The sequence below is a fragment of the Pseudomonas sp. TE3899 genome (genome assembly GCF_056279105.1).
Window position 1 is genome coordinate 298,998 of the sequence record NZ_JBWBQR010000001.1, and the last position, 23,984, is coordinate 322,981.

The 23,984-nt window shown below is 60.5% G+C and carries 23 protein-coding genes; 9 read left to right on the top strand and 14 right to left on the bottom strand.

All coding sequences use genetic code 11. The annotated features are described in order from the left end of the window. Nucleotides 1-58: 58 nt before the first annotated feature. On the top strand, nt 59-949 hold the full coding sequence (locus ACZ89E_RS01460) for an ATP-binding protein (protein ID WP_149660142.1): 891 nt from the start codon (nt 59-61) through the stop codon (nt 947-949). Next, nucleotides 946-1,428 carry a GAF domain-containing protein gene (locus ACZ89E_RS01465; protein ID WP_149660143.1) on the top strand — a complete coding sequence of 161 codons (483 nt, stop codon included), beginning with the start codon at nt 946-948 and terminating at the stop codon, nt 1,426-1,428. The genes ACZ89E_RS01460 and ACZ89E_RS01465 overlap by 4 nt, the downstream gene beginning before the upstream one ends. Here the strand turns inward: ACZ89E_RS01465 and ACZ89E_RS01470 are convergent, their stop codons facing one another. The 8 genes from ACZ89E_RS01470 to ACZ89E_RS01505 form a co-directional block, all read right to left on the bottom strand. Next, nucleotides 1,429-4,377 carry an HD domain-containing phosphohydrolase gene (locus ACZ89E_RS01470; RefSeq protein ID WP_476254682.1) on the bottom strand — a complete coding sequence of 983 codons (2,949 nt, stop codon included), beginning with the start codon at nt 4,375-4,377 and terminating at the stop codon, nt 1,429-1,431. 49 nt (nt 4,378-4,426) lie between these two features. Then, a complete protein-coding gene (locus tag ACZ89E_RS01475) occupies nt 4,427-8,071 on the bottom strand; it encodes a transporter substrate-binding domain-containing protein (RefSeq protein WP_476254683.1) in 3,645 nt (1,214 codons plus the stop codon). Between the two features lie 8 nt (nt 8,072-8,079). Next, complete coding sequence (locus ACZ89E_RS01480; protein WP_123510288.1) at nt 8,080-8,706, bottom strand: response regulator transcription factor; 627 nt, start codon at nt 8,704-8,706, stop codon at nt 8,080-8,082. Between the two features lie 504 nt (nt 8,707-9,210). Then, the gene (locus ACZ89E_RS01485; protein WP_149660146.1) at nt 9,211-10,542 is read right to left on the bottom strand and encodes a deoxyguanosinetriphosphate triphosphohydrolase; all 1,332 of its coding nucleotides are present in this window, start codon (nt 10,540-10,542) and stop codon (nt 9,211-9,213) included. Between the two features lie 69 nt (nt 10,543-10,611). Continuing rightward, nucleotides 10,612-11,775, bottom strand: coding sequence for an EAL domain-containing protein (locus ACZ89E_RS01490; RefSeq protein WP_463258076.1), 1,164 nt, complete (start codon nt 11,773-11,775; stop codon nt 10,612-10,614). A 125-nt stretch (nt 11,776-11,900) separates the two neighbouring features. Further along, a complete protein-coding gene (locus ACZ89E_RS01495; RefSeq protein ID WP_149660148.1) occupies nt 11,901-12,242 on the bottom strand; it encodes a hypothetical protein in 342 nt (113 codons plus the stop codon). Then, nucleotides 12,239-12,628: a phage holin family protein gene (locus tag ACZ89E_RS01500; RefSeq protein ID WP_133838234.1), complete on the bottom strand. Its 390-nt coding sequence runs from the start codon at nt 12,626-12,628 to the stop codon at nt 12,239-12,241. Before ACZ89E_RS01500 ends, ACZ89E_RS01495 begins: the two co-directional genes overlap by 4 nt. Before the next feature lies 1 nt (nt 12,629). Then, nucleotides 12,630-12,944, bottom strand: a complete 315-nt coding sequence (locus tag ACZ89E_RS01505; protein ID WP_133838233.1) for an ElaB/YgaM/YqjD family protein — start codon at nt 12,942-12,944, stop codon at nt 12,630-12,632. A 305-nt stretch (nt 12,945-13,249) separates the two neighbouring features. Between ACZ89E_RS01505 and ACZ89E_RS01510 the strand changes: the two genes are divergently transcribed. Continuing rightward, the gene (locus ACZ89E_RS01510; RefSeq protein ID WP_149660149.1) at nt 13,250-14,458 is read left to right on the top strand and encodes an ammonium transporter; all 1,209 of its coding nucleotides are present in this window, start codon (nt 13,250-13,252) and stop codon (nt 14,456-14,458) included. Here ACZ89E_RS01510 and ACZ89E_RS01515 read toward each other — a convergent pair. Next, the gene (locus ACZ89E_RS01515) at nt 14,455-16,167 is read right to left on the bottom strand and encodes a cation:proton antiporter (protein ID WP_149660150.1); all 1,713 of its coding nucleotides are present in this window, start codon (nt 16,165-16,167) and stop codon (nt 14,455-14,457) included. The two genes, ACZ89E_RS01510 and ACZ89E_RS01515, sit on opposite strands and share 4 nt — an antisense overlap. Before the next feature lie 214 nt (nt 16,168-16,381). Between ACZ89E_RS01515 and ACZ89E_RS01520 the strand changes: the two genes are divergently transcribed. The 3 genes from ACZ89E_RS01520 to ACZ89E_RS01530 all read left to right on the top strand — a co-directional run bounded on the left by ACZ89E_RS01520 (nt 16,382) and on the right by ACZ89E_RS01530 (nt 18,053). Next, nucleotides 16,382-16,618: a glutaredoxin family protein gene (locus tag ACZ89E_RS01520; protein ID WP_149660151.1), complete on the top strand. Its 237-nt coding sequence runs from the start codon at nt 16,382-16,384 to the stop codon at nt 16,616-16,618. A 151-nt stretch (nt 16,619-16,769) separates the two neighbouring features. Then, nucleotides 16,770-17,090, top strand: coding sequence for a transcriptional regulator (locus ACZ89E_RS01525; protein WP_149660152.1), 321 nt, complete (start codon nt 16,770-16,772; stop codon nt 17,088-17,090). Between the two features lie 72 nt (nt 17,091-17,162). Next, nucleotides 17,163-18,053: a pseudouridine synthase gene (locus tag ACZ89E_RS01530; RefSeq protein WP_149660153.1), complete on the top strand. Its 891-nt coding sequence runs from the start codon at nt 17,163-17,165 to the stop codon at nt 18,051-18,053. A gap of 79 nt (nt 18,054-18,132) precedes the next feature. Here ACZ89E_RS01530 and ACZ89E_RS01535 read toward each other — a convergent pair whose 3' ends face one another. Both ACZ89E_RS01535 and mobA read right to left on the bottom strand, forming a co-directional pair. Then, nucleotides 18,133-18,354 carry a YgdI/YgdR family lipoprotein gene (locus ACZ89E_RS01535; RefSeq protein ID WP_133838227.1) on the bottom strand — a complete coding sequence of 74 codons (222 nt, stop codon included), beginning with the start codon at nt 18,352-18,354 and terminating at the stop codon, nt 18,133-18,135. A gap of 77 nt (nt 18,355-18,431) precedes the next feature. Beyond that, nucleotides 18,432-19,034: a molybdenum cofactor guanylyltransferase MobA gene (mobA, locus tag ACZ89E_RS01540; RefSeq protein ID WP_149661818.1), complete on the bottom strand. Its 603-nt coding sequence runs from the start codon at nt 19,032-19,034 to the stop codon at nt 18,432-18,434. Between the two features lie 81 nt (nt 19,035-19,115). Here mobA and moaB point away from each other — a divergent pair, with 81 nt between their 5' ends. Both moaB and ACZ89E_RS01550 read left to right on the top strand, forming a co-directional pair. Next, complete coding sequence (gene moaB, locus ACZ89E_RS01545; protein WP_133838225.1) at nt 19,116-19,655, top strand: molybdenum cofactor biosynthesis protein B; 540 nt, start codon at nt 19,116-19,118, stop codon at nt 19,653-19,655. Nucleotides 19,656-19,677: 22 nt separating this feature from the next. Beyond that, a complete protein-coding gene (locus ACZ89E_RS01550; protein ID WP_476257003.1) occupies nt 19,678-20,865 on the top strand; it encodes a molybdopterin molybdotransferase MoeA in 1,188 nt (395 codons plus the stop codon). Nucleotides 20,866-20,929: 64 nt separating this feature from the next. On the opposite strand, the gene ACZ89E_RS01555 is transcribed toward ACZ89E_RS01550, so the two are convergent. Next, on the bottom strand, nt 20,930-21,229 hold the full coding sequence (locus tag ACZ89E_RS01555; RefSeq protein WP_476254684.1) for a hypothetical protein: 300 nt from the start codon (nt 21,227-21,229) through the stop codon (nt 20,930-20,932). Nucleotides 21,230-21,430: 201 nt separating this feature from the next. Between ACZ89E_RS01555 and yegS the strand changes: the two genes are divergently transcribed. Next, nucleotides 21,431-22,348, top strand: a complete 918-nt coding sequence (gene yegS / locus ACZ89E_RS01560) for a lipid kinase YegS (RefSeq protein WP_476257004.1) — start codon at nt 21,431-21,433, stop codon at nt 22,346-22,348. On the opposite strand, the gene ACZ89E_RS01565 is transcribed toward yegS, so the two are convergent. Both ACZ89E_RS01565 and ACZ89E_RS01570 read right to left on the bottom strand, forming a co-directional pair. Continuing rightward, a complete protein-coding gene (locus ACZ89E_RS01565; RefSeq protein ID WP_463258068.1) occupies nt 22,332-22,991 on the bottom strand; it encodes a response regulator in 660 nt (219 codons plus the stop codon). The genes yegS and ACZ89E_RS01565 overlap by 17 nt on opposite strands. Beyond that, complete coding sequence (locus ACZ89E_RS01570) at nt 22,988-23,881, bottom strand: sensor histidine kinase (protein WP_149661822.1); 894 nt, start codon at nt 23,879-23,881, stop codon at nt 22,988-22,990. Before ACZ89E_RS01570 ends, ACZ89E_RS01565 begins: the two co-directional genes overlap by 4 nt. Nucleotides 23,882-23,984: the final 103 nt, after the last annotated feature.

The window sequence follows — 23,984 nt, forward strand, 5'->3', positions numbered from 1 at the left end:
GGTTGATGTAAGTTGCCGTATCACCATCATTACTGTGAAACGTGCCCGAGGAGAAGACGTGGATTCCCGATTGAATGCTTTTCTTGAACGCGCCGATGCCGTTCTGGCCCGTATCGAACCCCTGCTGCCGGCCCCTCGGCAAACCATCGACTGGGTGCATTGCCTGGCCGCGCGCTGGCAGCGTGAGGGCCGCAGCGGTTTCCTGTTGCCGCTGCAAGTCAGCCTCGACACCCGCTTGACCGACCTGATCGGTGTCGACCGCCAGGTGGAGCAACTGGGGCGCAATACCCAACAATTCATCGACGGCATGCCGGCCAACCACGCGTTGCTCTGGGGCTCGCGGGGTACCGGCAAATCGTCGCTGGTTCGCGCGTTGCTGGCCGAACATCACGCGGCCGGTTTGCGCCTGATCGAGATCGAGCGCGATCACCTGGCGGACTTGCCGCGTATCGTCGAGCAGGTCGCCAAGCTGCCCCAGCGTTTTGTGCTGTTCTGCGATGACCTGTCGTTCGAATCCGGCGAAGGCGATTACCGCGTACTCAAAAGCGTGCTCGACGGCTCTCTCGAACAGGCGCCGGACAACGTGCTGCTGTACGCCACGTCCAACCGTCGCCACCTGGTGCCGGAAAAGGAAAGCGATAACGAAAACTGGAAACGCGTTGACGGCGAACTGCATCCCAGCGAGGCCGTGGAAGACAAAATCGCGTTGTCGGATCGATTCGGGCTGTGGCTGTCGTTTTATCCGTTCACTCAAGAACACTTCCTTAATGTGGTCGAGCACTGGATCGGGCAACTGGCCGACAAGGCCGGCCTGGCCTGGCAACGCAACGAGGAACTCGACATTCTCGCCGTCCGCTGGGCTACTGGCCGGGGCAATCGCAATGGCCGTTGCGCCTATCAATTTGCGCGTTATTGGGTTGGGTTAAAGCTGTTGGAGCACAAGGCATGATCGATTTAAAACAAAGCGGCCAGGGCCTCGAAGGCTACGGCATGCTGTGGGCGCAACTGGAATCCTTGCTGGCGGACGAGCGGGATTTCATCGCCAACGCCGCGCAGTTTTCCGCGTTTCTGTACAACCAGCTCGATGACCTGAACTGGGCCGGTTTCTACCTCAATCGCAATGAAGAACTGGTGCTGGGTCCGTTCCAGGGCCAGATCGCCTGCGTGCGAATTCCGTTCGGTCGGGGCGTGTGCGGGGCGGCAGCCGCTACCTTGCAAACCCAATTGGTCGAGGATGTGCACGCGTTTCCCGGGCATATCGCCTGCGACAGCGCCTCGAACAGCGAGCTGGTGGTGCCACTGGTCAAGGACGGCCGACTGATCGGCGTGCTGGACCTGGACAGCCCGAAACTGGCGCGTTTCACTGCCGACGACCAGGCCGGCATCGAACAGTTGGCCGCGATTTTCCTGCGCCTGACCGATTGCTGATCACGCCCGCAAGCCTGCCTTGACCAGCAGGCTTGCCGGGTCCACGGCATCGATCTGTTTCGGGTCGAGGAACTGCTCGGCGTATTGCCGGTAAATCTGTTCGTTGATAAACAGCCCGAACAACTCAGGGTCGATATGGGCATCACGGCACATCGTCGCCATGATGCCCAGCGCTTCGCTCAAGGACTTGGCTTTCTTGTAGGGGCGATCGGCTGCGGTCAGCGCCTCGAAAATATCGGCAATCGCCATCATCCGCGCCGGCAGGCTCATGTCTTCGCGCTTCAACCGTTTGGGATAACCGGTGCCGTCCATTTTTTCGTGGTGGCCGCCAGCGATTTCCGCGACGTTGTTGAGGTGGCCGGGGAAGGGCAGGTGGCTGAGCATCAGGATCGTCTGCACCATGTGGTGATTGATGATGTAGCGCTCTTCGCGGGTCAGGGTGCCGCGGGCAATGCTCAGGTTGTACAGCTCGCCGCGATTGTATTTGTGCGGCGGCACATCGAGTTTGAAGCCCCAGGGATTGTCTGGCGGGATCAGTTCGCCTTCGGCGCGTTCCAGCAGATGTTCGGGTTTGTCCGCCAGCAGCGGTTCACTGACCGGTAGCGTCGGCGCCAGGGTGCGCGCCTGACGCCGGTTCTCTTCCCAGGAAACCCCCAATCGATCATCCAGGGTTCGGGTCCAGGTCCGTTGGGCGATCACATTCAGGCGCTGGAGGTCGGCCTCGGCCATTGCCTCGCCACCCAGATTGCAGCGAGCGATAAAGGCGAAGTCATCGTCCAGACCGGCGATGTTGGCGTTGCGCAATTCGGCCAGGTGCTGCTCGTCGCCACCCATGGCGATGGCCTGCCAGTAGTTGATCCAGGCATCGCGCTTGAGCACTTCGAAACGGGTGCGGATCTCGTGGATGCGATCGTTCAGGGTTTCCAGTTTGGTGGCCTTGTCGACCACATATTCGGGCGTGGTGACCTTGCCGCAATCGTGCAGCCAGGCCGCAATGTGCAAGGCTTCCCACTCATCTTCGGTGGGGTGGTAGCCGCTGAACGCCGGGTCCTGGCTGGCCGCCGCAGCCTGGGCGAGCATCAGGGTCAGCGCCGGTACGCGCTGGCAATGGCCGCCGGTGTAGGGGCTTTTGGCGTCGATCGCACCGGCCAGCAGTTGAATGAAGGCGTCGAGCAGCTGTTTTTGCTTGGCTTGCAGACGCTGGCTTTCGATACTCACCGCCGCCGCGCCGGACACCGCTTGCAGAAAGGCGATGCGATCCGGGCGCAGTTTTTCCAGGTCGCTTTGGTTGCCGCTGTCGGCCAGCAGCAGTATCAGCAGACCAACCGTCTCGTTATGCCGGTTGCGCAGGCGAATGCCGATCAGGTGCACCCGCGGGCTCTGCATGGCGAGCAAGACTTTCTGCAAATCCCCCGCGTGTTCATAGCCGAGGTTGGCGACCACATTGTCCGCATTCGCCAGCTGTTGCAGCCACGCCGGGTTCTGCGGGTTCTGCAGTTCGTGGCCTTGAAGGTCGAACGACGGCAAGGGGTGGGAAGTGCCATTGATGATCAGGCCTTGGGGTTCGATGCGCTCGCCGTCACCTTCGCGCAGGTAGATCAGGCCAGCCTGGGCCTGGGCGATTTTCACGGTTTCAAACAGCACCCGTTGCAGCAGCGGCGCGAAGCGGGTTTCAGCGCACAGGCTGTCGGTGATCTGGAAAAAACTGCCGAGGGTGTCCTTCATTCGCGCCATCGACAGGCTCAATTGATCGACCTCTAATACCGGCGAGCGGCGGCTGACGGGAAAGTTGAAATCGAAACTGCGAATCGCATCAGCTTCTTTCACCAGCGCACGCAGCGGCTTGACCAGGATGCGCGAGGTCAGCCAGCCCATCGGCAGGCACAGCAGCAAGGTGGCCAGGGTAATCAGCGCCCCTTGCCAGCGCATGCGGTAGGCATCGACGAGCAATTCATCCTCGGGCACCAGCAGTGCCATTTGCAAACCCTGGGGCCCTCCTTCCGGCATGTGGCTGCGGGCGACGATCCACTGCCGGCCGGCGACGTCCAGACGATTACCTGCCGCCGGGCTGGCCAGCAGGGCAGCGAGGGCCGGATTCAAGTCTGCGGCTTTGCCGAGGCGGGCGGTCTGGTCGTCGATGATCAGTTTGCCGCTGTCCGGGTAGGCAATGGCATTGCCCTCGGCATCGAAGAGCACGATCTCGGTGCTGGGGGTCACCACGTGTTTGGCCAGGGTGGCGCAAAGTTCGGCCAGGGTCAGGTCCGCGGCCATCACCGCACCGTCGCCGCTGCGTCGGGCCAGGGTGGTGCCGACGTTGTGGGTGGAGAAAAAAACGTAGGGTTCGGTGGTGATCTGGTCCGCCTCCGCCCGAGCGCTGGTAAACCAGGCGCGGGTTCGCGGGTCATAGGTTTCGTCGGGCATGTCCTGGCGACTGATGAGGTTCAGGGCCTGATCGTAGAAAAGGGATTGCGAGACGACCGCAGTACCGCTGGCGGGGTGCTCGATGCTCCACACCTGATAGGCCGCCATGTCCGGGGCCTTGAGCAGCGCCTTCAACGCCTCGGTGCGCAGCGGACGCACCATGAAGAAGTCGCCATTGGCGTAGCCCAGGTACAGCGAGGCCAGGTTGGGGTTGTCCTGGAGCGATTGGCTGAACGGTTTGAGCAGCGCCAGGCGCAGCTCAAGGTTCGGGGCCTGGGTGGCCGGGGTCTCGGCCAGCAGGCTCAGCAGGTGGCGAATCGGTTCATAGGTGGCCTGCAGGTCCAGGCGTACATCCTGATCGATGCGCTCGAAGAGCTTTTCACTGCTCGAAAGAATGATCTGCGTGGTTTGCCTGTAGTTGAAAATGCCCAGCACCACACCGGTCAACAGCAACAGGAAGGTAAACATGACGCTGATATGCACGTGCAAGGGGAACCGGCGTCGATCCGGGCGCAGTGGGCTGGGCATTACGGTTCTCTCCATAGTGATTAACGCACTGCTCAGCGTCCAAGCATAGTTAAGGCGTCACCGTTTTGCCGTTGTCGTTGCAGCGTATCTGGTGCAGTAATGCTTGCTCCAGTTCGAGCATGACCTGGTTCATGGTTTTTATGCAGTGGGCGATGTCATCCGCGGGTGCTGCGTCGTGGCAGGCTTGCTCAAGGGCCTGGCAACAATCGATCAATCGGCACGCCTGGGCGATGCGGGCCGCACCTTTGATTTTATGCGCGACGTCCACCAGTGCCTGGCGGTCCCCAAGTCCGGATAAGCCCAGCAGCTCCTGGCGATCCAGGCGGTTGCTGCTTAGCAGCTCGTCCAGCAGGCGCCGGGCCATTTCCGGGTTGCCGCCGGTCAACAGCGCCAGCCCTTCCAGATTGAATGCCTGTTCACGGACCGCTGGCTTGATGCCTTCGACCCATTGGCTCAATACCGTCAGGCTCAGGGGCTTGAACAGGCAATCGTTCATTCCGGCGTGCTTGCAGCGCTGGATTTCCTCCGGCTGCGCATTGGCGGTAAAGCCGAGGATGGTGCAGGGCGAGCGTTGGGCCTGCTGCTCCTGCTGGCGGATGGTACTGGCCAGGTCGTAGCCATTCATGATCGGCATGTTGCAATCGACCACCACCAGATCGAAGGGCTCGCGCTGCCAGGCTTCCAGTCCCGCACGGCCATCGTCAGCGCCGGTAAACCGATGCCCCAGGTATTCCAGTTGCTGGCACATGAGCAGGCGATTGGCGGGATGATCGTCGACCACCAGCACGTTCAAGGACGCGCCGCTGGCAGGGATGGCCGGCTCGACCCGGTCCGGCACCTGCTTGGGTGGCAGCGTCGGCAGGTACAGTGAAATGCTGACCTGGGTGCCTACCCCGGGCTGGCTGCGCAGTTGCAGGCTGCCGCCCATCATTTCGCACAAGCTGCGACTGATCACCAGCCCAAGCCCCGCGCCGCCCCGGGCCAGCTGTCCGCTGTTGCCGACCTGGGCAAAGGGCTCGAACAGGCGCTGCTGGTCCTTCTCGCTGATGCCGACCCCGCTGTCCTGGACCTGCACTTGCAGCTGCGTTCGTTCGGGTTCTTCACCCGCAAGCAGGTCAACGGTAATCCTGACCTCACCTTGCTCCGTAAATTTGATCGCGTTGCTGACCAGGTTGGACAGCACCTGCTTGAAGCGCAGTGGGTCGAGCAGCACATCGACGGGCGGTTGCGGCGGATTGAAGACCAACAGCAGGCGCAGATTTTTCTGCCGGGCCAGCCCGTCGAAAATCCGCACCACCGAGGCGACGATTTCGCCCGGATTGACCCGCTCCGGGCTCAGGCTCAGGCGCCCGGATTCGATCCGGGCAATGTCCAGAATGTCACCGATCAAGGCCAGCAAGTCTTTCGCCGAGCTGTACGCGGTTTCGATCGCGGAACGCTCCTGGCGCCCCTGATCCATGCGCTTGAGGGTCAGCTCAAGCATGCCGATCACCGCGTTCATCGGCGTGCGGATTTCGTGACTCATGGTCGCCAGGAAGGTGCTCTTGGCCCGGTTGGCCTCATCGGCCTGTTCCTTGGCGGCCCGCAGCTTGTCGAACAATTGCCGCCGTTCGCTGATGTCGATCCAGCCACCGATGACGCCTTGCACTTCACCGCTCGAATCACGGTAGGGGAGAATCCAGTGATAGATCGTCAGTCGACGGCCGCCGATGTGCAGCGGGCGATCAAGGATCAACGGTGTGCCTTCGGCGACGACCCGTTGATAGTCAGCCTGATATTCCCGGGCTTCGAAGGCATTGCTCATCTTGCCCTGCATGACGTTTTTGCCGATCACATCTTCGCGTTTCGCCTGGAACGCCTCCAGGTAACTGTCGTTGCAGCTTTTCAGCAGCCCCTGGCGGTCACGCACGTAAATCGGGTGAGGCGTGCCGTTGACCAGCGAGCGCATGAACTCGAACTGATCGTTCAGCGCCCGCTCGGCTGCTTTGCGCTGGTTGATCTGGCGCCGCATCCAGGCATTCCAGGCCATGGAAATCAGCAACAGGAAACTGGCGGCGGCGACGATCTGATAGAACACCCGGTGAAAGTTGTTCCAGGTTTTTTCCGAGGCCGCCGAGTAACCACGCCAGCGGCTGTTGATCACGCCCAGCTCTTCCGGGGCGATGCTCAGCAGCGCTTTGTCGATGATCGAACTCAGCTCCGTGGCGCCCCGGGCCGTGGCCAGGGAAAACGCCGCTTGCCGGGTACCGATGGTGGTGCTGATCTGCAGTTTGTGTTCAAAGATGTGCGACGAAATAAAGTAGTTGGCGATGACCAATGAATTGACGGCGCCCTCGACCTGGCCCTCGGCGAGCAGTTCCACGGCATGAAAGGTGTCCGGCGTTTCAATCAGGTGAATCCGTGGAAATTCGCTGCGCAAGTAGTCCATCAGCGGATTGCCCTGGGCGATGGCCAGGCGTTTGCCTTGCAGTTGCGCCAGGTGGGTCGCGCTGTCGGCGGACTTGCGGGTCACCAGCACAAAGGAGTTTTCCAGATAGGGGCGACTGAAATTCAACTGGGTCTGGCGCTGAACGCTGGGGAGCAGCGCGGCGATCAGGTCGGCCTGATTGTCTTTGATGCGCGCGATCATTTGATCGTCGCCGCGGCTGCGCTGGATCTCGAAGCGCAACCCGGTACGCAGCCTGATCAGCTCCAGGAGGTCGGCGGTGACACCACGAAAATTGCCGTCGCTGTCGAAAAACGTCAGGGGCGCGAACGCTTCGTTGACCACCACGCGCACCACCGGGTGCTGTACCAGCCACTGCTGCTCACGGTCGGTCAGTTGCAGCTTGTGATCAGTGAGCAGAATGTCGCTGCCGGCACTCCAGCGTTTGGCGATGTTGTCTCGCTCGCTGGTGGGGATGGCCGCGAGGATCGCATTGACGATCTGCAGCAGTTGCAGGTTGTCCTTGCGCACCGCAAAGCTGAAACCGTGTGCTTCGTGTTTACCGAAGTTGGCCATGCGGATGTTGTTCAGGTAACCCTTGTTGATCATGTAGTGGGTGGAAATGGTGTCGCCGAGGAAGACGTCCGCCTGGTCGAAAGCCACCGCATTGATTGCATTCTGGTAGGACGGGTAGTCGATGATGAGCGCCTTGGGGTACAGCGCCTTCACTTCCTCCAGCGGCAGGTAGTGATACACCATGCTCAGTCGCAGCCCGGCGAGGCCATCGGTCAACGATCGGGTTTCGCCCTCGCGGGTTACCAGCACCGGCCGATCCACGGCATAGGGAGCAGACAGCACAATGTCGGGGTTTTGGGCTTCGAAGCCATTGGCCGTGCCGAGCAGGTCGACCTCTCCCAGTTGCAATGCCTTGATGGCGGCCTGGCGCGAAGCGTAGCGCTGGACCTTGACCGGCAATCCCGTGGCCTGCCCGAGGATCCCGGCATAGTCAGCGGTGAAACCTTCATAGTCCTGGCCACTGACGGTCAGGTCGAAAGGGGGATAGTCCGGGGCGGAGGAGCCCAGTATCAGTTCGCGTTTGTTCTGTGCCCATTGGCGTTGTGTTTTATCCAGCTGGACTTCCAGGTGTCCACCCGTTGAGCGGCTGAGCAGGGAGTAGTTCTCGACGGCGGTGGGTGCTGCGCAAACTGAGGCGCTCAGGCATAAACCTGCACTCAATGTTATTAGATAGTCCTTTAGGCGACTGGGCATCCTGTCTCTCACACTAACGCGTTACGTTTTGCCATCTCGATGAGTGCTACCAGGGATTTGGCCTTGAGTTTTTGCATGAGGCGTTTCTTGTAAGTACTGACTGTCTTGTTACTCAGGAACATGCCTTTGGCGATTTCCTTATTGGTGCGTCCTTGAGCGAAGAGTTGCAAGACCATCAATTCCCGATCGTTGACGGATTTGAACAGTTCAAGTTCGGCATAACGCACATCATCCGGGCGTACGGGATTCAAGGCCTGGCTGGGGAAGTAGTTATAACCTGACAATACGGCCTTGATGGCGCTCATCAGTTCGCTGAGGTCTTCCTGTTTGCACACATACCCCGAGGCACCGGATTGCATGCAGCGAATGCCGAACAGTGTCGGGCATTGCGCGGTCAGCACCAGGGTTTTCAGCGGTGTGCTCATGGCATTGAAACGGGCGAGAACTTCCAGTCCATCCAGTTTGGGGATGCTGATGTCAAGAATGATCAAGTCGGGCATGCATTCACGAACCATCTGCATGGCATCGACCCCATTATCGGTTTCGCCCACGACTTTATAACCCTCATGCTCCAGCAGCATCCGCACGGCAAGGCGGATGACGGGGTGATCGTCGACAATAAAAACGGAGTTCATAATCAAGTCCCATACGTGCGCGAATAAAGCGCGCACCTTAGCTCAGTTAATTGTGAGGGCGCATGAACGGACGGGGCTGTAGCGGCAATATAGGACTTTTCCTACAAATGAAAAAGAATGGGGCTACGTATAAACTGGGTTTTGCATAAGGAATGTGAAAGTTCTGATTGTGTAATCGGAAATTGATTAGGGTTGGTATGTAAGTAATGCGCAGTAGTTGATTGCGTATGAGACGTATCAGAAAGTCGCGCGTTTTTCCCGCAACTGAAAGGGGTGGTCTTCCACCAGCAGGATGTGCAAGTCGAAGTCGAACAGTGGGGTTTGCATGAAAGGGAATACGCCGCCAGCAGTGAGCGCCTGATGATTGCGCGAGCCGGCCGGGTATTCGATCAGTCAGCTCAGCGCGGCGCGTAGGGAGATTCAGCGGCTGTTGAAAGGGCGTTGAAGGGCGAGCGCCTTCAATCAGCCGGTCAGAAGCGTCTGACACGGCTGATCTTGAGGTTTTTATCCGTGGATCGAGCGGCCAGTCATTTCCTGGGCCATCTCACTGGCATAGCTGTCGGTCATGCCGGCGATGAAATCAATCATGCGCAGAAACGAGGTATGCAACGGGCCGTGGGGATCGGGCGCGTTGTTACCCAACAGGTCCAACACCCGGCGGCTCTTGAAGGACGGCGAGCGCCCGTTGTGCTGTTCCAGCGCCGCGCCGCAGAAGGCGTTGAGCAGGATTTCCAGCGTGGTGTAGGCGCCGATTTCATGCAGCGTTTTGCGCTTGTCCTGGAAGATCTTTTTACGCGCCATGTCCTTGGCATTCAGCACGCATCGCTTGGCCGGGCCGTGCATGTGCTCCACCAGATCGCCGGGCAGCGTGCCGGCCAGCAACGCGTCCTGTTGCTCGACAAAGGCGCGGGCGGCGGCGTTGGTCAGGTGTTCGATGGCTTTGCCGCGCAGGATGGCCAGTTTGCGCCGACGCGAATCCTGCGCGCCGAGCTGGCGATAGGTCTGCGGAATATCATCACCCACCAGGTCCAGCAGCAGGGACTCGACTTCGGCGTACTCCAGCAGGTCCATCTCCAGGCCGTCTTCAAGATCGATCAGCGCGTAGCAGATGTCATCGGCGGCTTCCATCAGGTACACCAACGGATGACGCGCCCAGCGCTGGTCTTCCAGTTGTGGCAGGCCGAGCTTGTGCGCGATCTGTTCCAGCAGCGGCAGTTCGCTCTGGTAGCAGCCGAACTTGTGCTTTTTGTAGCCCAGGGAATCAGCGTGCTTGGCGGTCCAGGGGTATTTCAAATACGTACCGAGGGTGGCGTAAGTCAGTCGGGTGCCGCCGTCGAACTGGTGATATTCCAGTTGCGTGAGCACGCGAAAGCCCTGGGCGTTGCCTTCGAAGTTGAGGAAGTCATTGCGTTCGACCTCGCTCATGCCATCGAGCCAGCCCCGTCCGGCGGCTTGCTGGAACCAGTGACGGATCGCATCTTCACCAGAGTGACCGAACGGTGGATTGCCGATGTCATGGGCCAGGCAGGCCGATTGCACGACCATGCCCAGGTCGCTCGGGTCGCACCAGTCGGGCAGGGCGCTGCGGATGGTTTCGCCGACGCGCATGCCTAAGGAGCGGCCGACACAACTGACTTCCAGCGAGTGGGTCAGGCGCGTGTGGATATGATCGTTGCTGGACACCGGATGGACCTGGGTCTTGCGCCCCAGGCGGCGGAACGCACCGGAGAAAATGATGCGGTCGTGGTCTTTGTGGAAAGGGCTGCGGCCGAGTTCTTCCGGGCTGTGCACAGGCTTTCCGAGGCGTTCGCGAGTAAGCAGGGTTTGCCAATCCAAGGCTGGTTCTCTCCGTCAAGGGACTGATGGGGCCAGTGTCCTGTCTCGCATCAAGGCCTGCAAGCAGAACTACAGCCCGGCGGCGTCGATATCGATGAGCAGCAGGCGCTCGCCATTATCGAAAAACTGTCCGGCGGTGAGGCAATACTGGTTGCTGGTGGCATCGCGATAGGTCGTGGAAAGGGTCAGCCGTCGCTCATCCCAACCCTCGGCCAACAGGTGATAGAAGTACGGCCGCCATGACCAGTTGTGGCCCAGGTAGCGGTTGTCGGCTTCCCAGGCGTTGTTGCGCCATTCCAGGTTGGGTGTCAGTTGCGTGCCGTGGCGGTCGCATTGGTAGAAGCGCAACAACCAGGGGAAAGCATCCAGCTGTGGCAGGGCGCTGAGGGGCGCGCGGGTCTGGGCCCAGTGTTGCAGGATCGCCATCAGTTCGGTGAGTTGCCGGCGCATGACCATCAATTGCCCGCGTTCAATCAGTTTGCGCTGCACGTAGCGTTGGCGCAGTTGCGCGAACTGTTCGACGAAGGCGTCGGTGGCAAAGAAATCGGTTTGCGCCCGGGCGAACAGGAAACCCTGCACATAGCGCGAACCGCACTCCAGGGCGAAATTCAGCTGGGCTTCGGTTTCCACCCCTTCGGCAATGATCCAGCACCCGGTTTTCTCGGCCATCAGCGCCAGGGCCTTGACCACTTCGCTGCTCGGTCCGCCCAGGGCGGCGGCCTGAAACAGGCGCATGTCGAGCTTGAGAATGTCCGGTTGCAGGGCCAGCACGCGATCGAGTTGCGAATACCCGGCGCCGAAGTCATCGATCGCGATCCGTGCGCCGGCCTGGCGGTAGCGCACCACGACGTCGGCCAGGCGTTGGCTGTCGCCGCCCAGTTCGGTGATCTCGAAGACGATGCGTTGCGGGTCGACCCCATGCTTGGCCAGTTGCTTGAGACTCGGCAGCGCCTGGTCCGGGCGCAAGCGGCTGATCCAGCGCGGCGACATGTTCAGGCTCAGAAACCATTCCGCAGGGGCTTCGTGCAAACGGCTCAGGGCGTTATCACGGATCTGCCGATCGAGGCGCCGCAGGGCAATGGCGGGAGTTCGCGGGTCGGCGAACAGCGGCCCTACCGAGGTTAATTGACCATCGGCCTGGCGCAGTCGACCCAGTGCCTCGACGCCGGCGATACGGCCGGTGGCGGTATCAATGAACGGCTGAAAGCAGGCGAGCGGTTGCCCGTCGATCACGAGGCCTCCTTAGTAAGGTCTTGTTTTTGGATAGACCCGGTGCCGGGTAGGCACGCAGGATGGAACCCCTCGATAAAGAGGTTCATCCCGGTGTTATTGCAAGAATGCAGCCAGATAACGGGTGATCAGGGTTTACGCGAGGAACCCTGCATCACCAGTTTGATCAGCGGACCGAGGCTGGTGCCCAACTGAACCAGGCGCGTCACGCTGCTGACGCCGCCGCTTTTGGCACCCTTGCCGGTCAGAAAACCGAGCAGGGTTACGGCGGCCATGCCCCAGAGCGGAGCGTGCTTGATGCCGAAACCGTCTTGCAGGTTTTGCGTCATCCCGCGCACCCGCTGCAAGGGTTGCAGCAGTTGCCGGGATTCCTGGCGGATTTCCTGGCGGTGCATTTCCATGCGCAAGCGGATCAGCGCCTTGCGCATTTCCGTGCGCGAACTGTTGTGAGGCAATTGGGGCAGGCTCATGGCAGCAGGCGCTCCCGGTCGTTGGCCAATTCTTCCAAAGTACCGTGGAAGGGCGAGGACTCATCGAACACGGCCGCTTTGAGCCGCATCCCGCAAAAAATCGCAGCCAGGGTGTAGAACACGCACAGCCCGATGATCGCAGCCAGGCGATAGGTGTCCCAGAACAGGATCAACACCAGCGTCGACAACCCCACCAGCAACAGCAAGGCAAACACCAGCGCCAGGCCTGCAAACAGCAACAGGCTGACGGTGCGGGCTTTCTGTTCCTGCAATTCGATGCCGAACAACTCGACATGGCTGTGCAGCAACCCTAGAAATGCCGCACCCAGCCGCCGCGAGGAAGCGCTTGTGCCCGTCGCGGACGGGCCGGATTCGCCGATAGACATATCAGCGCCGCGTGGCCAGCAGGCCAATCAGGAAGCCCACGCCCGCGGCGATCCCAACCGATTGCCATGGGTTGGCCTGGACGTAATCTTCGGTCGCGGTGACGGCTGCCTGGCCGCGCTGGCGCAGGGAGTCTTCAGTCAGTTTCAAGGTTTCCCGGGCACGCAGCAGGCTGTCGTGGATCTGGTCACGCAATTCATCGGCCTGATCGCCGGCGATGGATTTGGTGTGTTCCAGCAACCGTTCGGTGTCGCTGACCAGGGTTTGAAAATCGTTCATCAGGATTTCTTGAGCAGTCTTTGCCTTGATGCTGGCCATGGGTGGATCTCCGTAAGTGGCTTCTGATGCGTTCGAGTATGAGCCTTGGGTGAAGGTTCAGTACAAATGACTGGTACAACTTTTGCTATGTCATGGTGCGTCAGCCTGCGCCGTTGCGCTGTTGCCGGGCGTGATTTGAGCAAAACCATAACTCAAATAATCAAAACCCGCGCAAAGGTCGTGACCTTGTGCGCCAAAGCGGTTCATTGGAATCAATGCGTTGGTTCCAATGCGTCGCAAATTGGTGCATGGATTGCCTGCGCGAACTGCTTTGGTGCTTTTTAGCCTTCAGGTCTGCCAACCCCATGGAAAATCTGCAAAGCGCTGTGGACAGTCTGGTCCATAGCTCCAATACGTTGTTCATTTTGATCGGTGCAGTCATGGTGCTGGCCATGCACGCCGGGTTTGCGTTTCTGGAAGTCGGCACGGTTCGACAAAAGAATCAGGTCAATGCCTTGTCGAAGATCCTCAGCGACTTCGCCATTTCGACCCTCGCGTATTTCTTTATAGGCTACTGGATTTCCTACGGCGTCACTTTCATGCAACCGGCGGCAGTGATCAATGCCGATCACGGTTACGCGTTGGTGAAGTTCTTCTTTCTGCTGACCTTCGCGGCGGCGATCCCGGCGATCATTTCCGGCGGCATTGCCGAACGTGCACGCTTCGTTCCGCAGTTGTGCGCGACCGCATTGATCGTGGCGTTCATCTACCCGTTTTTCGAGGGCATGATCTGGAACGGCAACTTCGGTGTGCAGGCCTGGTTGCTGGAGCGTTTTGGCGCCAGTTTCCATGACTTCGCCGGCTCCGTGGTGGTCCACGCCATGGGCGGCTGGCTGGCGTTGGCGGCGGTGCTGTTGCTCGGGCCACGCCAGGGGCGCTATCGCGACGGTCGACTGGTGGCGTTCGCGCCGTCGAGCATTCCGTTCCTGGCCTTGGGTTCGTGGATTCTGATCGTCGGCTGGTTCGGCTTTAACGTCATGAGCGCGCAGACGCTGCAAGGCGTCAGCGGCCTGGTGGCGGTGAACTCGTTGATGGCCATGGTCGGCGGCACCGTGGCGGCGTTGATCGTCGGGCGCAATGACCCGGGCTTCCTGCATAACGGCCCGTTGGCCGGGCTGGTGGCGATCTGCGCCGGTTCCGACCTGATGCACCCGGTGGGTGCGCTGCTGACCGGTGCGATCGCCGGGGCGTTGTTCGTCTGGTGCTTTACCGCCGCTCAAGGCAAATGGCACATCGACGATGTGCTGGGTGTGTGGCCGTTGCATGGTTTGTGTGGCGTGTGGGGCGGGATTGCTTGCGGCATTTTCGGTCAGACGGCGCTTGGCGGCTTGGGCGGTGTGAGTCTGATCAGTCAGTTGATCGGCACCTCGCTGGGCGTGATCGTGGCGCTCGCCGGTGGCTTTGCGGTGTATGGCACGATCAAGGCATTCCATGGTTTACGCCTGAGCCAGGAAGAAGAGTATTACGGCGCGGACTTGTCGGTGCACAAGATCGGCGCCGTGAGCCAGGACTAGTTTTCTACATCTTCAGCACCGGGGTAAAACCGGTGCAGCAGGCTGTAGCGGTCATGCCGGACCTGATCGACCCGCTCCTGGACCTGATGCGCGGGCAAGCCGAGCATGATCAGCGCATGGGAGGCGAGCATCAGGCTCGACTCCAGCAACTCCGGCACCACTTCATTGGCGCCGGCTGCTTTCAATTCGGCCCACTGACTGTCGTCCCGGGTGCGCACCAGGATCGGCACGCTTGGGTTGAATCGGCGCGCTTCCTTGAGGATCAGCAGCGCGATGTCGGTCTGGTCCACCGCGATCACCAGCAACCGGGCGCGTTCCAGCCCGACGGCGGCCAGCAGTTCGCCGCGCCGTGAGTCGCCGTAATGCACGCTGCTTTCACCGGCGGCGGCTTCCTGAACCCGCACGGGATCATTGTCCAGGGCGATGTAGGTTTGTTGCGCGTTGTGCAGGAACCGTCCGATGGATTGCCCCACGCGCCCGTAACCGCAAATCACCACATGGCCGTGCAGGCCGGCGTTGAGTGCGCTGATTTCTTCGAGCTTGGCTTCTTCGTTGGGCTTGCGGTGCAGGCTGGCGGCGATCCGCGGTGCGGCGCGCAGCAACAATGGCGTGACCAGCATTGAGCAGAAGGTCGCCGCCAGCAGCAGTGCGCCGAGGTCGGCGGGCATTATCTTGTTCTGTTGCATCTGGGCCATCAAGGCAAAGCAGAACTCGCCGCCCTGAGCCAATGCCAGGCCGCTGCGCCAGGCGGTCTCGCCATCGCTGCCGCGCCATTTGACCAGCAGCGCCACCACGCTGCCCTTGATCAGCAGCAACCCGAGGGTCAAGCCGAGGATGAGCACGCCGTGGCTGGCAAACAGCTGCAAGTCGATCAGCATGCCGATACTGACGAAAAACAACCCAAGCAGGATGTCGCGGAATGGCCGGATATCGGCCTCGATCTGATGCCGGTAATGGCTTTCCCCCAGCAGCATGCCGGCGAGGAAGGCGCCGAGGGCAGGGGAGAGGCCGAGCAGATGGGTCAGCCAGGCGGTCAGCAGCACAATCACCAACGCCAGCAGTACGAACAGTTCTGCGGAACGGGAGGCGGCGACTTCGTGGAACAGCCGGGGCAGCAACCAGCGACTTGCCAGCAGCAGGCCGACGAACAACAGCGCGGTCTTGGCCAGGGTCAGGGGCAGCGCCCAATACCAGGCTTGTTCGCTGCTGCCGGCGAACACCGGCACCAGGGTCAGCAACAACACCGCCACCACGTCCTGGAACAGCAATACGCCGATGGCATTCTGGCCGTGGCTGCTGAAAATTTCCCCCAGACTGCCCAGCTCCTTGCTGACGATGGCCGTGGACGACAACGCCAGACCGGCACCGAGCAGCAAGGCCGGGGTGACCGACATGCCGAACAGCATTAGCAAGATCCCCAGCAGCAGCCCGGAAATCAACACTTGCAGGCTGCCAAGTCCGAACACCACCCGGCGTAGCGCGATCATTTTCGACAGGGAAAACTCCAGCCCCAGGGAGAACAGCAAAAACACCACGCCCAACTCCGCGAGATCCGGCAATTCGTCGCTTTTGTTGACCCAGTCGAGTGCCGTGGGCCCGACCATCAGGCCCACGCAGAGGTAGCCCAGCACAGGCGGCAAACGCAGGCGCCGAAACAGGGCAATGACCACCAGGGAGGAGGCGAGGATGATCAACAGATTGGCAAACACAAAAAACTCCGGTGACGGGTGCGGGCAACCCAAGCGTAGAGGCAAAAAAAGACCAGAGCATCGCGCAGACGGGATTCAGGGCAAATGATATGCATCAGGAAATTGCCGAAATTTTTTGAAATTTTACTGACGGGCGTCTGCAGGGCGTGCGCTCATTGGCTCGGCGGCGATGGTGGGCCTAGAATGAACCCTTACTTGAACGAGTTTGTTTGTCATGCCTCCTGAATGTCAGCTGTTCGGCACCCTGGGTTGCCATCTTTGTGAAGTGGCCGAAGAAGAACTGATGCCCTTGGTCGAGCACGGTTTGATGGTGGAGTTGGTCGATATCGCGGAAAACGAAGCCTGGGTCGATGAGTACGGGTTGCGTATCCCGGTGTTGCGGCGCCTGGATACCGGGGCTGAACTCGATTGGCCCTTCGATGCCGAGCAGGTTGTGGCGTTCTTGCGCTGAGTCTTCCCGCCCGTCGCGGCGTTGTGTTCGTCCATTGGCGAAAAACCGGTTATTCGGTTACTGTACGTGCATACAGTTATTCGGATTGCCTGCCTCGCATCCTCCTATTTCGGAATTGGCCAGGTGATCCCGCTAGTCAGAGGGATGAATCGTGGTCAATGTCGAACAATTGAAGAACAGCGTGAACCGGATGTCGATCGACGTGGTGCGCGAGGCAGTGATCGAACTGCGCCTGGATGGCCTGGTCACCGAAGGTAAAACCCCTTTCAATAAGCTGCATTTCAACACCTGTTTTGCCGAAATCGAGGCGTTGTTCCAACGCGCGGGGTATCACCGGCAACTGGATGTCGTGGGTTACCAGGGCTTGATGTATGCGCTTTACGATCCCGGCCGCTGGGAAGCGGTGGATGTGTTGCGCTGGCTCAAGGAGTTCACCGAAGCGGCTGCGCGGGCACAGTCGATACCGGCGTGAGGATTCTGCGCTAGGTTCGTGCTGGCCACTGTTGGATAATGCCGCCCTGCATTGAGGGTTAGAGCTTTTCGTATGTCCACTTCATCGTTTTGCGCTGCACACAGCCAGGCCAGCACCCTCTACCTGCCGCCCGGCTCGTGGCAGACCGTACTCGATTGCCTGTGCGAACATTTTCGCGCTATCGGTCGTGAGCAATGGCTGGACCGGATCGCGCGTGGTCGGGTCCTCGACGGCCAGGGCCTGCCAATCGCCATTGACCTGCCGTACAAGGAAGGCCTGAGGATTCACTATTTTCGCGAGGTGCCGGACGAAAAGCCGATCCCGGTGATCGAGACGATCCTGTACGCCGATGAGCACCTGGTGGTTGCGGACAAACCGCACTTCCTGCCCGTGACGCCTGCTGGCGAATACGTTGAGCAAACCCTGCTGCGGCGGCTGATCCGCCGGTTGGACAACCCGCATCTGGTGCCTTTGCATCGCATCGACCGGCATACGGCGGGGCTGGTGCTGTTTTCCGCCAACCCTCAGACGCGTTCGGCGTATCAGTCGCTGTTTCCGACGCGGCAGATCGAGAAGCGCTACGAGGCCATTGCCCGGGCATTGCCGGAATTGTCCTTTCCATTAGTCCATAAAAGCCGACTGGTGGATGGCGAGCCGTTCTTTCGCATGCAGGAAGGGGCGGGCGTCAGCAACACCGAGACGGCGGTCGAGGTCAGGGAGAAAAACGGCGATCTCTGGCGTTACGGGCTCTACCCGGTGACCGGCAAGAAGCACCAGTTGCGGGTGCACATGACGGCGTTGGGCGCCAGTATCTGCAATGATCCGTTCTATCCGCAGGTGCTCAAGGATGTCGAGGATGACTACGCCAATCCGTTGAAGCTGCTGGCCCAGGGGCTACGTTTTGTCGACCCGGTGACTGGTCAGGAGCGTAGCTTCGAGAGCAGCATCACCTTGCAGTGGTGATCGCGCACCGCACTTTTCTCCAGCCATGAAAAAGCCCGCAATCAGCGGGCTTTTCTGTATCCGGTTACCACCGCAAGGATTACAGATCCTTAACGGTACGCACCTGATCCTTGTTGACACGGGTGTGCTTGCCGTCCAGCTGTTCGAATTCGTAGAAACCCGACTCTTCATCGTATTTAGGCTGGTCGACGGCCTGGATTTCACGACCGTCATTCAAGGTGATCACTGTTGGCGATGCGCAACCGGCGAGGGTAGCGAGGCCCAGTGCGAGCATGAAAGTGGCGAGGGTCCGTTGAGTCATGAGTGTATCTCCGAATATGAATTCTTTTGGTTACTGAGCTTGTAGACGTATGCAACGCGTGCAAGTTCCTTCTCGTGTCAGTCTGACACACTGTGGTGTGCACTTAACAGTTCCGGTGTGTTCAGGTTGGCCAGGCGAGGGTCATTGTCGGGGCATTGCAGGGCTGTGGCGCCCAGCTGCCGCATGATTCGGCCCGGACTGCGTTCACCCTCGTCCCAGGCATTTTCGAACGCCTGCGAAAGGGCCACGGGGATAACGCAGAGCAGCGGTTCCCAATGATCGCCGTGGCGCAGCATTAGCGGCTTATCCGGATGCTGGGCGGCGGTTTCGCGCATGCCTTGAAGCAGGGCGGCATCGATGCGCGGCACATCGCAGGGCAGGACCAGCAGGTGAGCATGACGGGCAGCTTTCAGGCCGGCCCGGATACCCGCCAGGGGGCCGGGAAAACCGGCGTGATCGTCAACCACCAGTTGGTCGGCGTAAGGTGCGTAGGTGTCCTGGTTTCTGTTGCAGGAGATGATCAGGTCATCGCTCAGCGCGCGGGTCTTGCGATGCAGGTGCGCAATCAGCGGTTCGCCGTGCCACTCAATCAGCCCCTTGTCCTGGCCGCCCATACGCTGGCCGCGCCCGCCCGCCAGGAGCAGAATTGAACAGGGGGGTAGCGCAGTATTCGAAGTCATGGCAGCTCTCCATGGGGGCGGCGAAAAATTGAGGCGCTGTGATATAACACCGGGCTGTTTCCCCTACAACTGGACGAGCCTATGAAAGCCAAGGCTGATGTACCTTTCGCACCGCTCAACATCGCGGTGCTGACTGTCAGTGACACCCGGACCCTGGAAACCGACACCTCCGGCCAGGTCTTTGTCGACCGCCTGGGCGCTGCCGGTCATAACCTGGCGGCGCGGGTGTTGCTTAAAGATGACCTCTACAAAATTCGCGCGCAAGTCGCCACCTGGATTGCCGACGATGTGGTGCAGGTGGTGTTGATCACCGGTGGCACCGGGTTTACCGGCCGCGACAGCACGCCGGAAGCGGTGAGTTGCCTGCTGGATAAGCAGGTCGATGGTTTTGGCGAGCTGTTCCGGCAGATTTCCGTGGCCGACATCGGCACCTCGACGGTGCAGTCCCGCGCACTCGCCGGCTTGGCCAACGGCACGCTGGTGTGCTGCTTGCCGGGTTCGACCAACGCGGTGCGTACCGGTTGGGATGGGATTCTCGCCGAGCAGCTGGATTCGCGGCACCGTCCGTGCAATTTCGTCCCTCACCTGAAACAGGCGGCACCCTGTGAATCCCGCGGGTAAGCCTGGCAAGACCGGCAGCTTGATGCCTGTCGAGGTGGCGCTGGCGCGCTTGCTGGAAATGGCCGAAGCGGCGCCGATTCGCGAGCGGGAACGCTTGCCGTTGGCGCAGGTTCAGGGCCGCGTACTGGCGCAGGATCTGGTCTCGACACTCGACCTGCCGCCCTGGCCCAACAGTGCCATGGACGGCTATGCATTGCGCGTGGCCGACTGGACCGGTGAACCGTTGGTGGTCAGTCAGAAGATTTTCGCTGGCCAGGCACCGCAACCCTTGCAGCCAGGGACCTGTGCGCGAATCTTCACCGGTGCGCCGGTGCCTGAGGGCGCTGACTGTGTCGAAATGCAGGAGAACGCCGAAGTCCAGGCGAATGAGCGTGTGGTGTTTACCGAAACCATCACCCCTGGCCAGAACATTCGACCTCAAGGCCAGGAAACCACAGTCGGTGAGTTGGTCCTGACGGCCGGCACGCGTCTGGGTCCTATCGAGCAGGGGCTGGCGGCCTCCCTGGGATGTGCCGAGCTGGATGTCGTGCGCAAAGTGCGTGTAGCAGTGCTGTCCACCGGCGATGAACTGATCGAACCCGGCCAGGCCTTGGGGCCTGGGCAGATCTACAACAGTAACCGTGTGTTGCTGTGCAGCTGGTTGCAGCGTTTGGGCTGCGAGGTGATTGATGCCGGCATCCTGGTGGATGACCTGGCGGTGACTCGCGCTCGCTTGGGTGAACTGACTGATGTCGACCTGATCCTGTCCACTGGCGGTGTGTCAGTGGGCGAAGCCGACTTCCTCGGTATTGCCTTGCGAGAGGAGGGAGAGCTGAGCCTGTGGAAGCTCGCCATCAAACCCGGCAAGCCGCTGACATTCGGGCATTTCCGGGGCGTGCCGGTGATCGGTTTGCCGGGTAACCCGGCGTCGACGCTGGTGACCTTCGCGTTGCTGGCCCGGCCTTATCTCTTGCGGCGCCAAGGTGTCCAGGACGTCGAGCCGCTGAAATTCCAGGTGCCGGCAGGGTTCGTCTGGCCCAAGGCTGGCAATCGACGCGAGTACCTGCGTGGGCGTCTCGAACAGGGTAGGGCCACCATTTACCGGAATCAGAGTTCTGGTGTATTGCGCAGCGCCGCTTGGGCCGAAGGCCTTGTGGAGGTCTTGGAAGACCGCACCCTGGTCGAGGGCGATCAGGTCAGCTTCATTCCCTTGAGTGAAGTCTTGAGCTGATGCCTGCCATTGACTGACCCTGCAAGCCCGGTTGATCAAGCCGGGCCTTGCGTCCACCCTCGCCTTATTGCGACAGAAGCGTCACAACCTGTTCAAACCGGCTGTTGGCGATCCACCCCAGAAGTCCCAGGATCACACCGATTGCGCCGGCAGAGTAGGCCAGTCGGTGCTTGATGGATTTGACGTCGCCACGCACTTCGTCCATGTCCCGACGGATGTATTTGAGGTGTGTCTCCAGTTCGACGACGCGAGGTTCCATATCAACTTCTCCAGCGGCTTTTGCGCCGTTTTTGAACTCTGCCTGATGAGCCCTTAGGGCGTTTGCATTCATTGCGTGCACATCCTTGTGTGTTTGTAATTTCATGATTGATACCGCAGGGCCCCACGGTGTACCAATCACCCGAGTCGGTCAATTGAGCCGATTCCTCACAGTTTGTAAGAAAAAATACCGCTCTGTAGGACGCAAGACGCTGTGGCTTTGAATTTATTGAAGTTCAGCTGACTTTTTTGCGTATCTGTGTGGTCAACATCTCCCATACGGATGCCAATCATGGGAGTGATCGCAATGGATGAGCGCAAGGCGCTGTTGATTCTGCATGGCAAGCAGGCACTCAACGAGGAAGTCCGCGCGGCGGTTGAAAGCAAGCGCAAGCAAGGGTGGGAACTGGCCGTTCGGGTGACCTGGGAGGCCGGCGATGCCCGGCGCCTGGTGGATGAAGCACTGGCGGCGGGGTATCGGCAACTGATTGCCGGTGGCGGTGACGGCACGTTGCGCGATATCGCCGAAGCCATGGCAGCGCATCCGAACGAGGCCAGCCTGGTGCTGCTGCCTTTGGGCACTGCCAACGATTTCGCGCGTGCCGCGGGCATTCCCCTGGAGCCTGCCCAGGCTCTGGAGCTACTGGACAGCGCGCCGGTGCCGATTGATCTGGGCGAGGTCGGCGGACAAGTGTTTCTGAATATGGCCACGGGCGGTTTTGGCAGTAACGTCACGGCCAATACCTCGGAAGACCTGAAAAAAATCCTGGGGGGCGCGGCGTACCTGTTCACCGGTTTATCACGCTTCAGCGAATTGCACGCGGCCTATGGCGAATTGCAGGGGCCGGACTTTCACTGGCGTGGCGAGCTGTTGGCGTTGGGTATCGGCAATGGTCGACAGGCCGGTGGCGGCCGTGTGTTGTGCCCGCAGGCGCTGGCGGACGATGGATTGCTGGATATCAGCATTCTGCCGGCACCGCAGGAGGTGGTCGGCACCTTGAAAAACCTGCTGACCGAGGGCTTCGGCATCGACAACATGTTTGTGCGAGCGCGTTTGCCGTGGGTCGAGATCAAGGTGTCGGAAGGCCTGCACATCAACCTCGATGGCGAACCCCTGGAGGGTGACAACCTGCGTTTCGAAGCGCGTCCGGGGGCCTTGCGCGTGCACTTGCCGCCAAACTCGCCGTTGCTGGGTTCATCCCGGACCGTCAATCGTCCAGGCTGATGATCTGTTCACGCACGGCGAACAGCACCAGGCCGGCCACGTCGTAGATCTGCAAGCGTTTCATGATTTGCGAACGGTGGGTTTCGACGGTCTTGATGCTCAGGCCCAGGCCGTTGGCGATTTCCCGGGTGGATTTGCCACGAACGATCAACCGCAGGATTTCCAACTGGCGTGCCGTCAGGTTGTGGGTGTCCGGGGCCGGCGCCTGGTTTTTCTGGGTGCGGGTCAGCGCCTGGTTGATCACCGTGTGGGCAATCGCCGGGCTCAGGTAACGTTCGTTGTTGCGCAAGGCGTCCAGGGCGTGTTCGAGTTCGGTGGCCGTGGTGTCCTTGAGCAAGTAACCATGGGCACCGGATTCCAGCGCTTGCATGATCAGCGCCGGGTCGGTGTGCATCGACAGGATCAGCACCTTGCTTTGCGGGCGTACCTTTTTGAGGCGCTGCAAGGCTTCGAGGCCGCCGGTTTCCTTCATGGAAATGTCCAGCAGGACGATGTCCGGGGACAGTTGCTCGACCATCTCCAGCAGTTGCGAGCCGTCATTGGCCTCGCCGACGACTGCGTAGCCGGGAATATCCAGCACCAGAGCGCGTACGCCTGCCCGGATAAGCGAGTGGTCATCCACCAGAAGTAAGTTACAAGTCAACGCATAACCTTATTCGTACTGGCCCGCTCGAGCGCACGGGGCGCCCAGGGGAAAAGTGCTTCGATTTGAGTGCCTTTGCCCGGCTCGCTGGTCACGGCCAAGGTCCCGCCCAATTGTTCGATCCGTTCCGACATCCCGGCCATGCCGCGTTGCCCTTCGCGCCCGGGGTTGGCCGCGGGCGCAAAGCCCAGGCCGTCGTCGCTGATCAGCAGTGTCAGGCCCTGAGGCAAGCGCTGCACGCGCACCAGCAGGTTCCTGGCGTCGGCATGGCGCAGAATATTGGTCACTGCTTCCTGGGTAATCCGAAACGCGGCCACGGCCATTTCTTCCGGGATGCCGGTCAGGCGCTGGTGGCATTCCAGGCTCCAGTGCACCGAGGTATTGGCCAGCGTCTTGAGCAAATGTGCCCGCAGGCTGGCTTCCAGCCCGAGACTGGTCAACTGCCGGGGGTTGAGAATGGCCGAGACGTCACGCACCTTGGTCAGGGTTTCTTCCAGGGTTTCACAGAGCACCGAGCATTGGCCCTGCAACTCGTCGGGCAGGCGGCGCTTGAGCCATTCGCTTTGCAGTTTTGCCGCCGTCAGCAACTGACCGATGTCGTCGTGCAACTCGCGGCTGAGCCGATGACGTTCGTTCTCTTGTACTTGCAGGAGGCGGTCGGCCAGTTCTTGAGGTTGAAACTTGATCGATTTGCGCGACAGGCGATGCCCGACCCAGACACAGGCCAGTGCGGCCATGTTGAGGAACAACAGGCTTGCCGGCAGGCGAGTGGAAAAGCCATAGACCAACAAGCTGCCAAGCGCCGAGCAGGTGCACAGCAACAGCGTGAACCGGCGCGCGTTTTCTCGGGAAGGGGGCCACGTGGTAATTGACTTGAGGCTGGCGTACATAGCAGATGGAGCCAATGGATGTTCGCTGCGGGCAGACCGGCCATGATGGCTGACGGGTCTCTGTCTGAAAAACTGTAGGGTGAATCACCAACTTCAACGGGGC

Bases quoted from the DNA above. Each gene is read 5' to 3' on its own strand.
- ACZ89E_RS01465 (WP_149660143.1), top strand. From the start codon at position 946: ATGATCGATTTAAAACAAAGCGGCCAGGGCCTCGAAGGCTACGGCATG.
- ACZ89E_RS01470 (WP_476254682.1), bottom strand. From the start codon at position 4,377: ATGCCCAGCCCACTGCGCCCGGATCGACGCCGGTTCCCCTTGCACGTG.
- ACZ89E_RS01475 (WP_476254683.1), bottom strand. From the start codon at position 8,071: ATGCCCAGTCGCCTAAAGGACTATCTAATAACATTGAGTGCAGGTTTA.
- ACZ89E_RS01480 (WP_123510288.1), bottom strand. From the start codon at position 8,706: ATGAACTCCGTTTTTATTGTCGACGATCACCCCGTCATCCGCCTTGCC.
- ACZ89E_RS01495 (WP_149660148.1), bottom strand. From the start codon at position 12,242: ATGAGCCTGCCCCAATTGCCTCACAACAGTTCGCGCACGGAAATGCGC.
- ACZ89E_RS01500 (WP_133838234.1), bottom strand. From the start codon at position 12,628: ATGTCTATCGGCGAATCCGGCCCGTCCGCGACGGGCACAAGCGCTTCC.
- ACZ89E_RS01505 (WP_133838233.1), bottom strand. From the start codon at position 12,944: ATGGCCAGCATCAAGGCAAAGACTGCTCAAGAAATCCTGATGAACGAT.
- ACZ89E_RS01510 (WP_149660149.1), top strand. From the start codon at position 13,250: ATGGAAAATCTGCAAAGCGCTGTGGACAGTCTGGTCCATAGCTCCAAT.
- ACZ89E_RS01520 (WP_149660151.1), top strand. From the start codon at position 16,382: ATGCCTCCTGAATGTCAGCTGTTCGGCACCCTGGGTTGCCATCTTTGT.
- ACZ89E_RS01530 (WP_149660153.1), top strand. From the start codon at position 17,163: ATGTCCACTTCATCGTTTTGCGCTGCACACAGCCAGGCCAGCACCCTC.
- ACZ89E_RS01535 (WP_133838227.1), bottom strand. From the start codon at position 18,354: ATGACTCAACGGACCCTCGCCACTTTCATGCTCGCACTGGGCCTCGCT.
- mobA (WP_149661818.1), bottom strand. From the start codon at position 19,034: ATGACTTCGAATACTGCGCTACCCCCCTGTTCAATTCTGCTCCTGGCG.
- moaB (WP_133838225.1), top strand. From the start codon at position 19,116: ATGAAAGCCAAGGCTGATGTACCTTTCGCACCGCTCAACATCGCGGTG.
- ACZ89E_RS01550 (WP_476257003.1), top strand. From the start codon at position 19,678: ATGCCTGTCGAGGTGGCGCTGGCGCGCTTGCTGGAAATGGCCGAAGCG.
- ACZ89E_RS01555 (WP_476254684.1), bottom strand. From the start codon at position 21,229: ATGAAATTACAAACACACAAGGATGTGCACGCAATGAATGCAAACGCC.
- yegS (WP_476257004.1), top strand. From the start codon at position 21,431: ATGGATGAGCGCAAGGCGCTGTTGATTCTGCATGGCAAGCAGGCACTC.
- ACZ89E_RS01570 (WP_149661822.1), bottom strand. From the start codon at position 23,881: ATGTACGCCAGCCTCAAGTCAATTACCACGTGGCCCCCTTCCCGAGAA.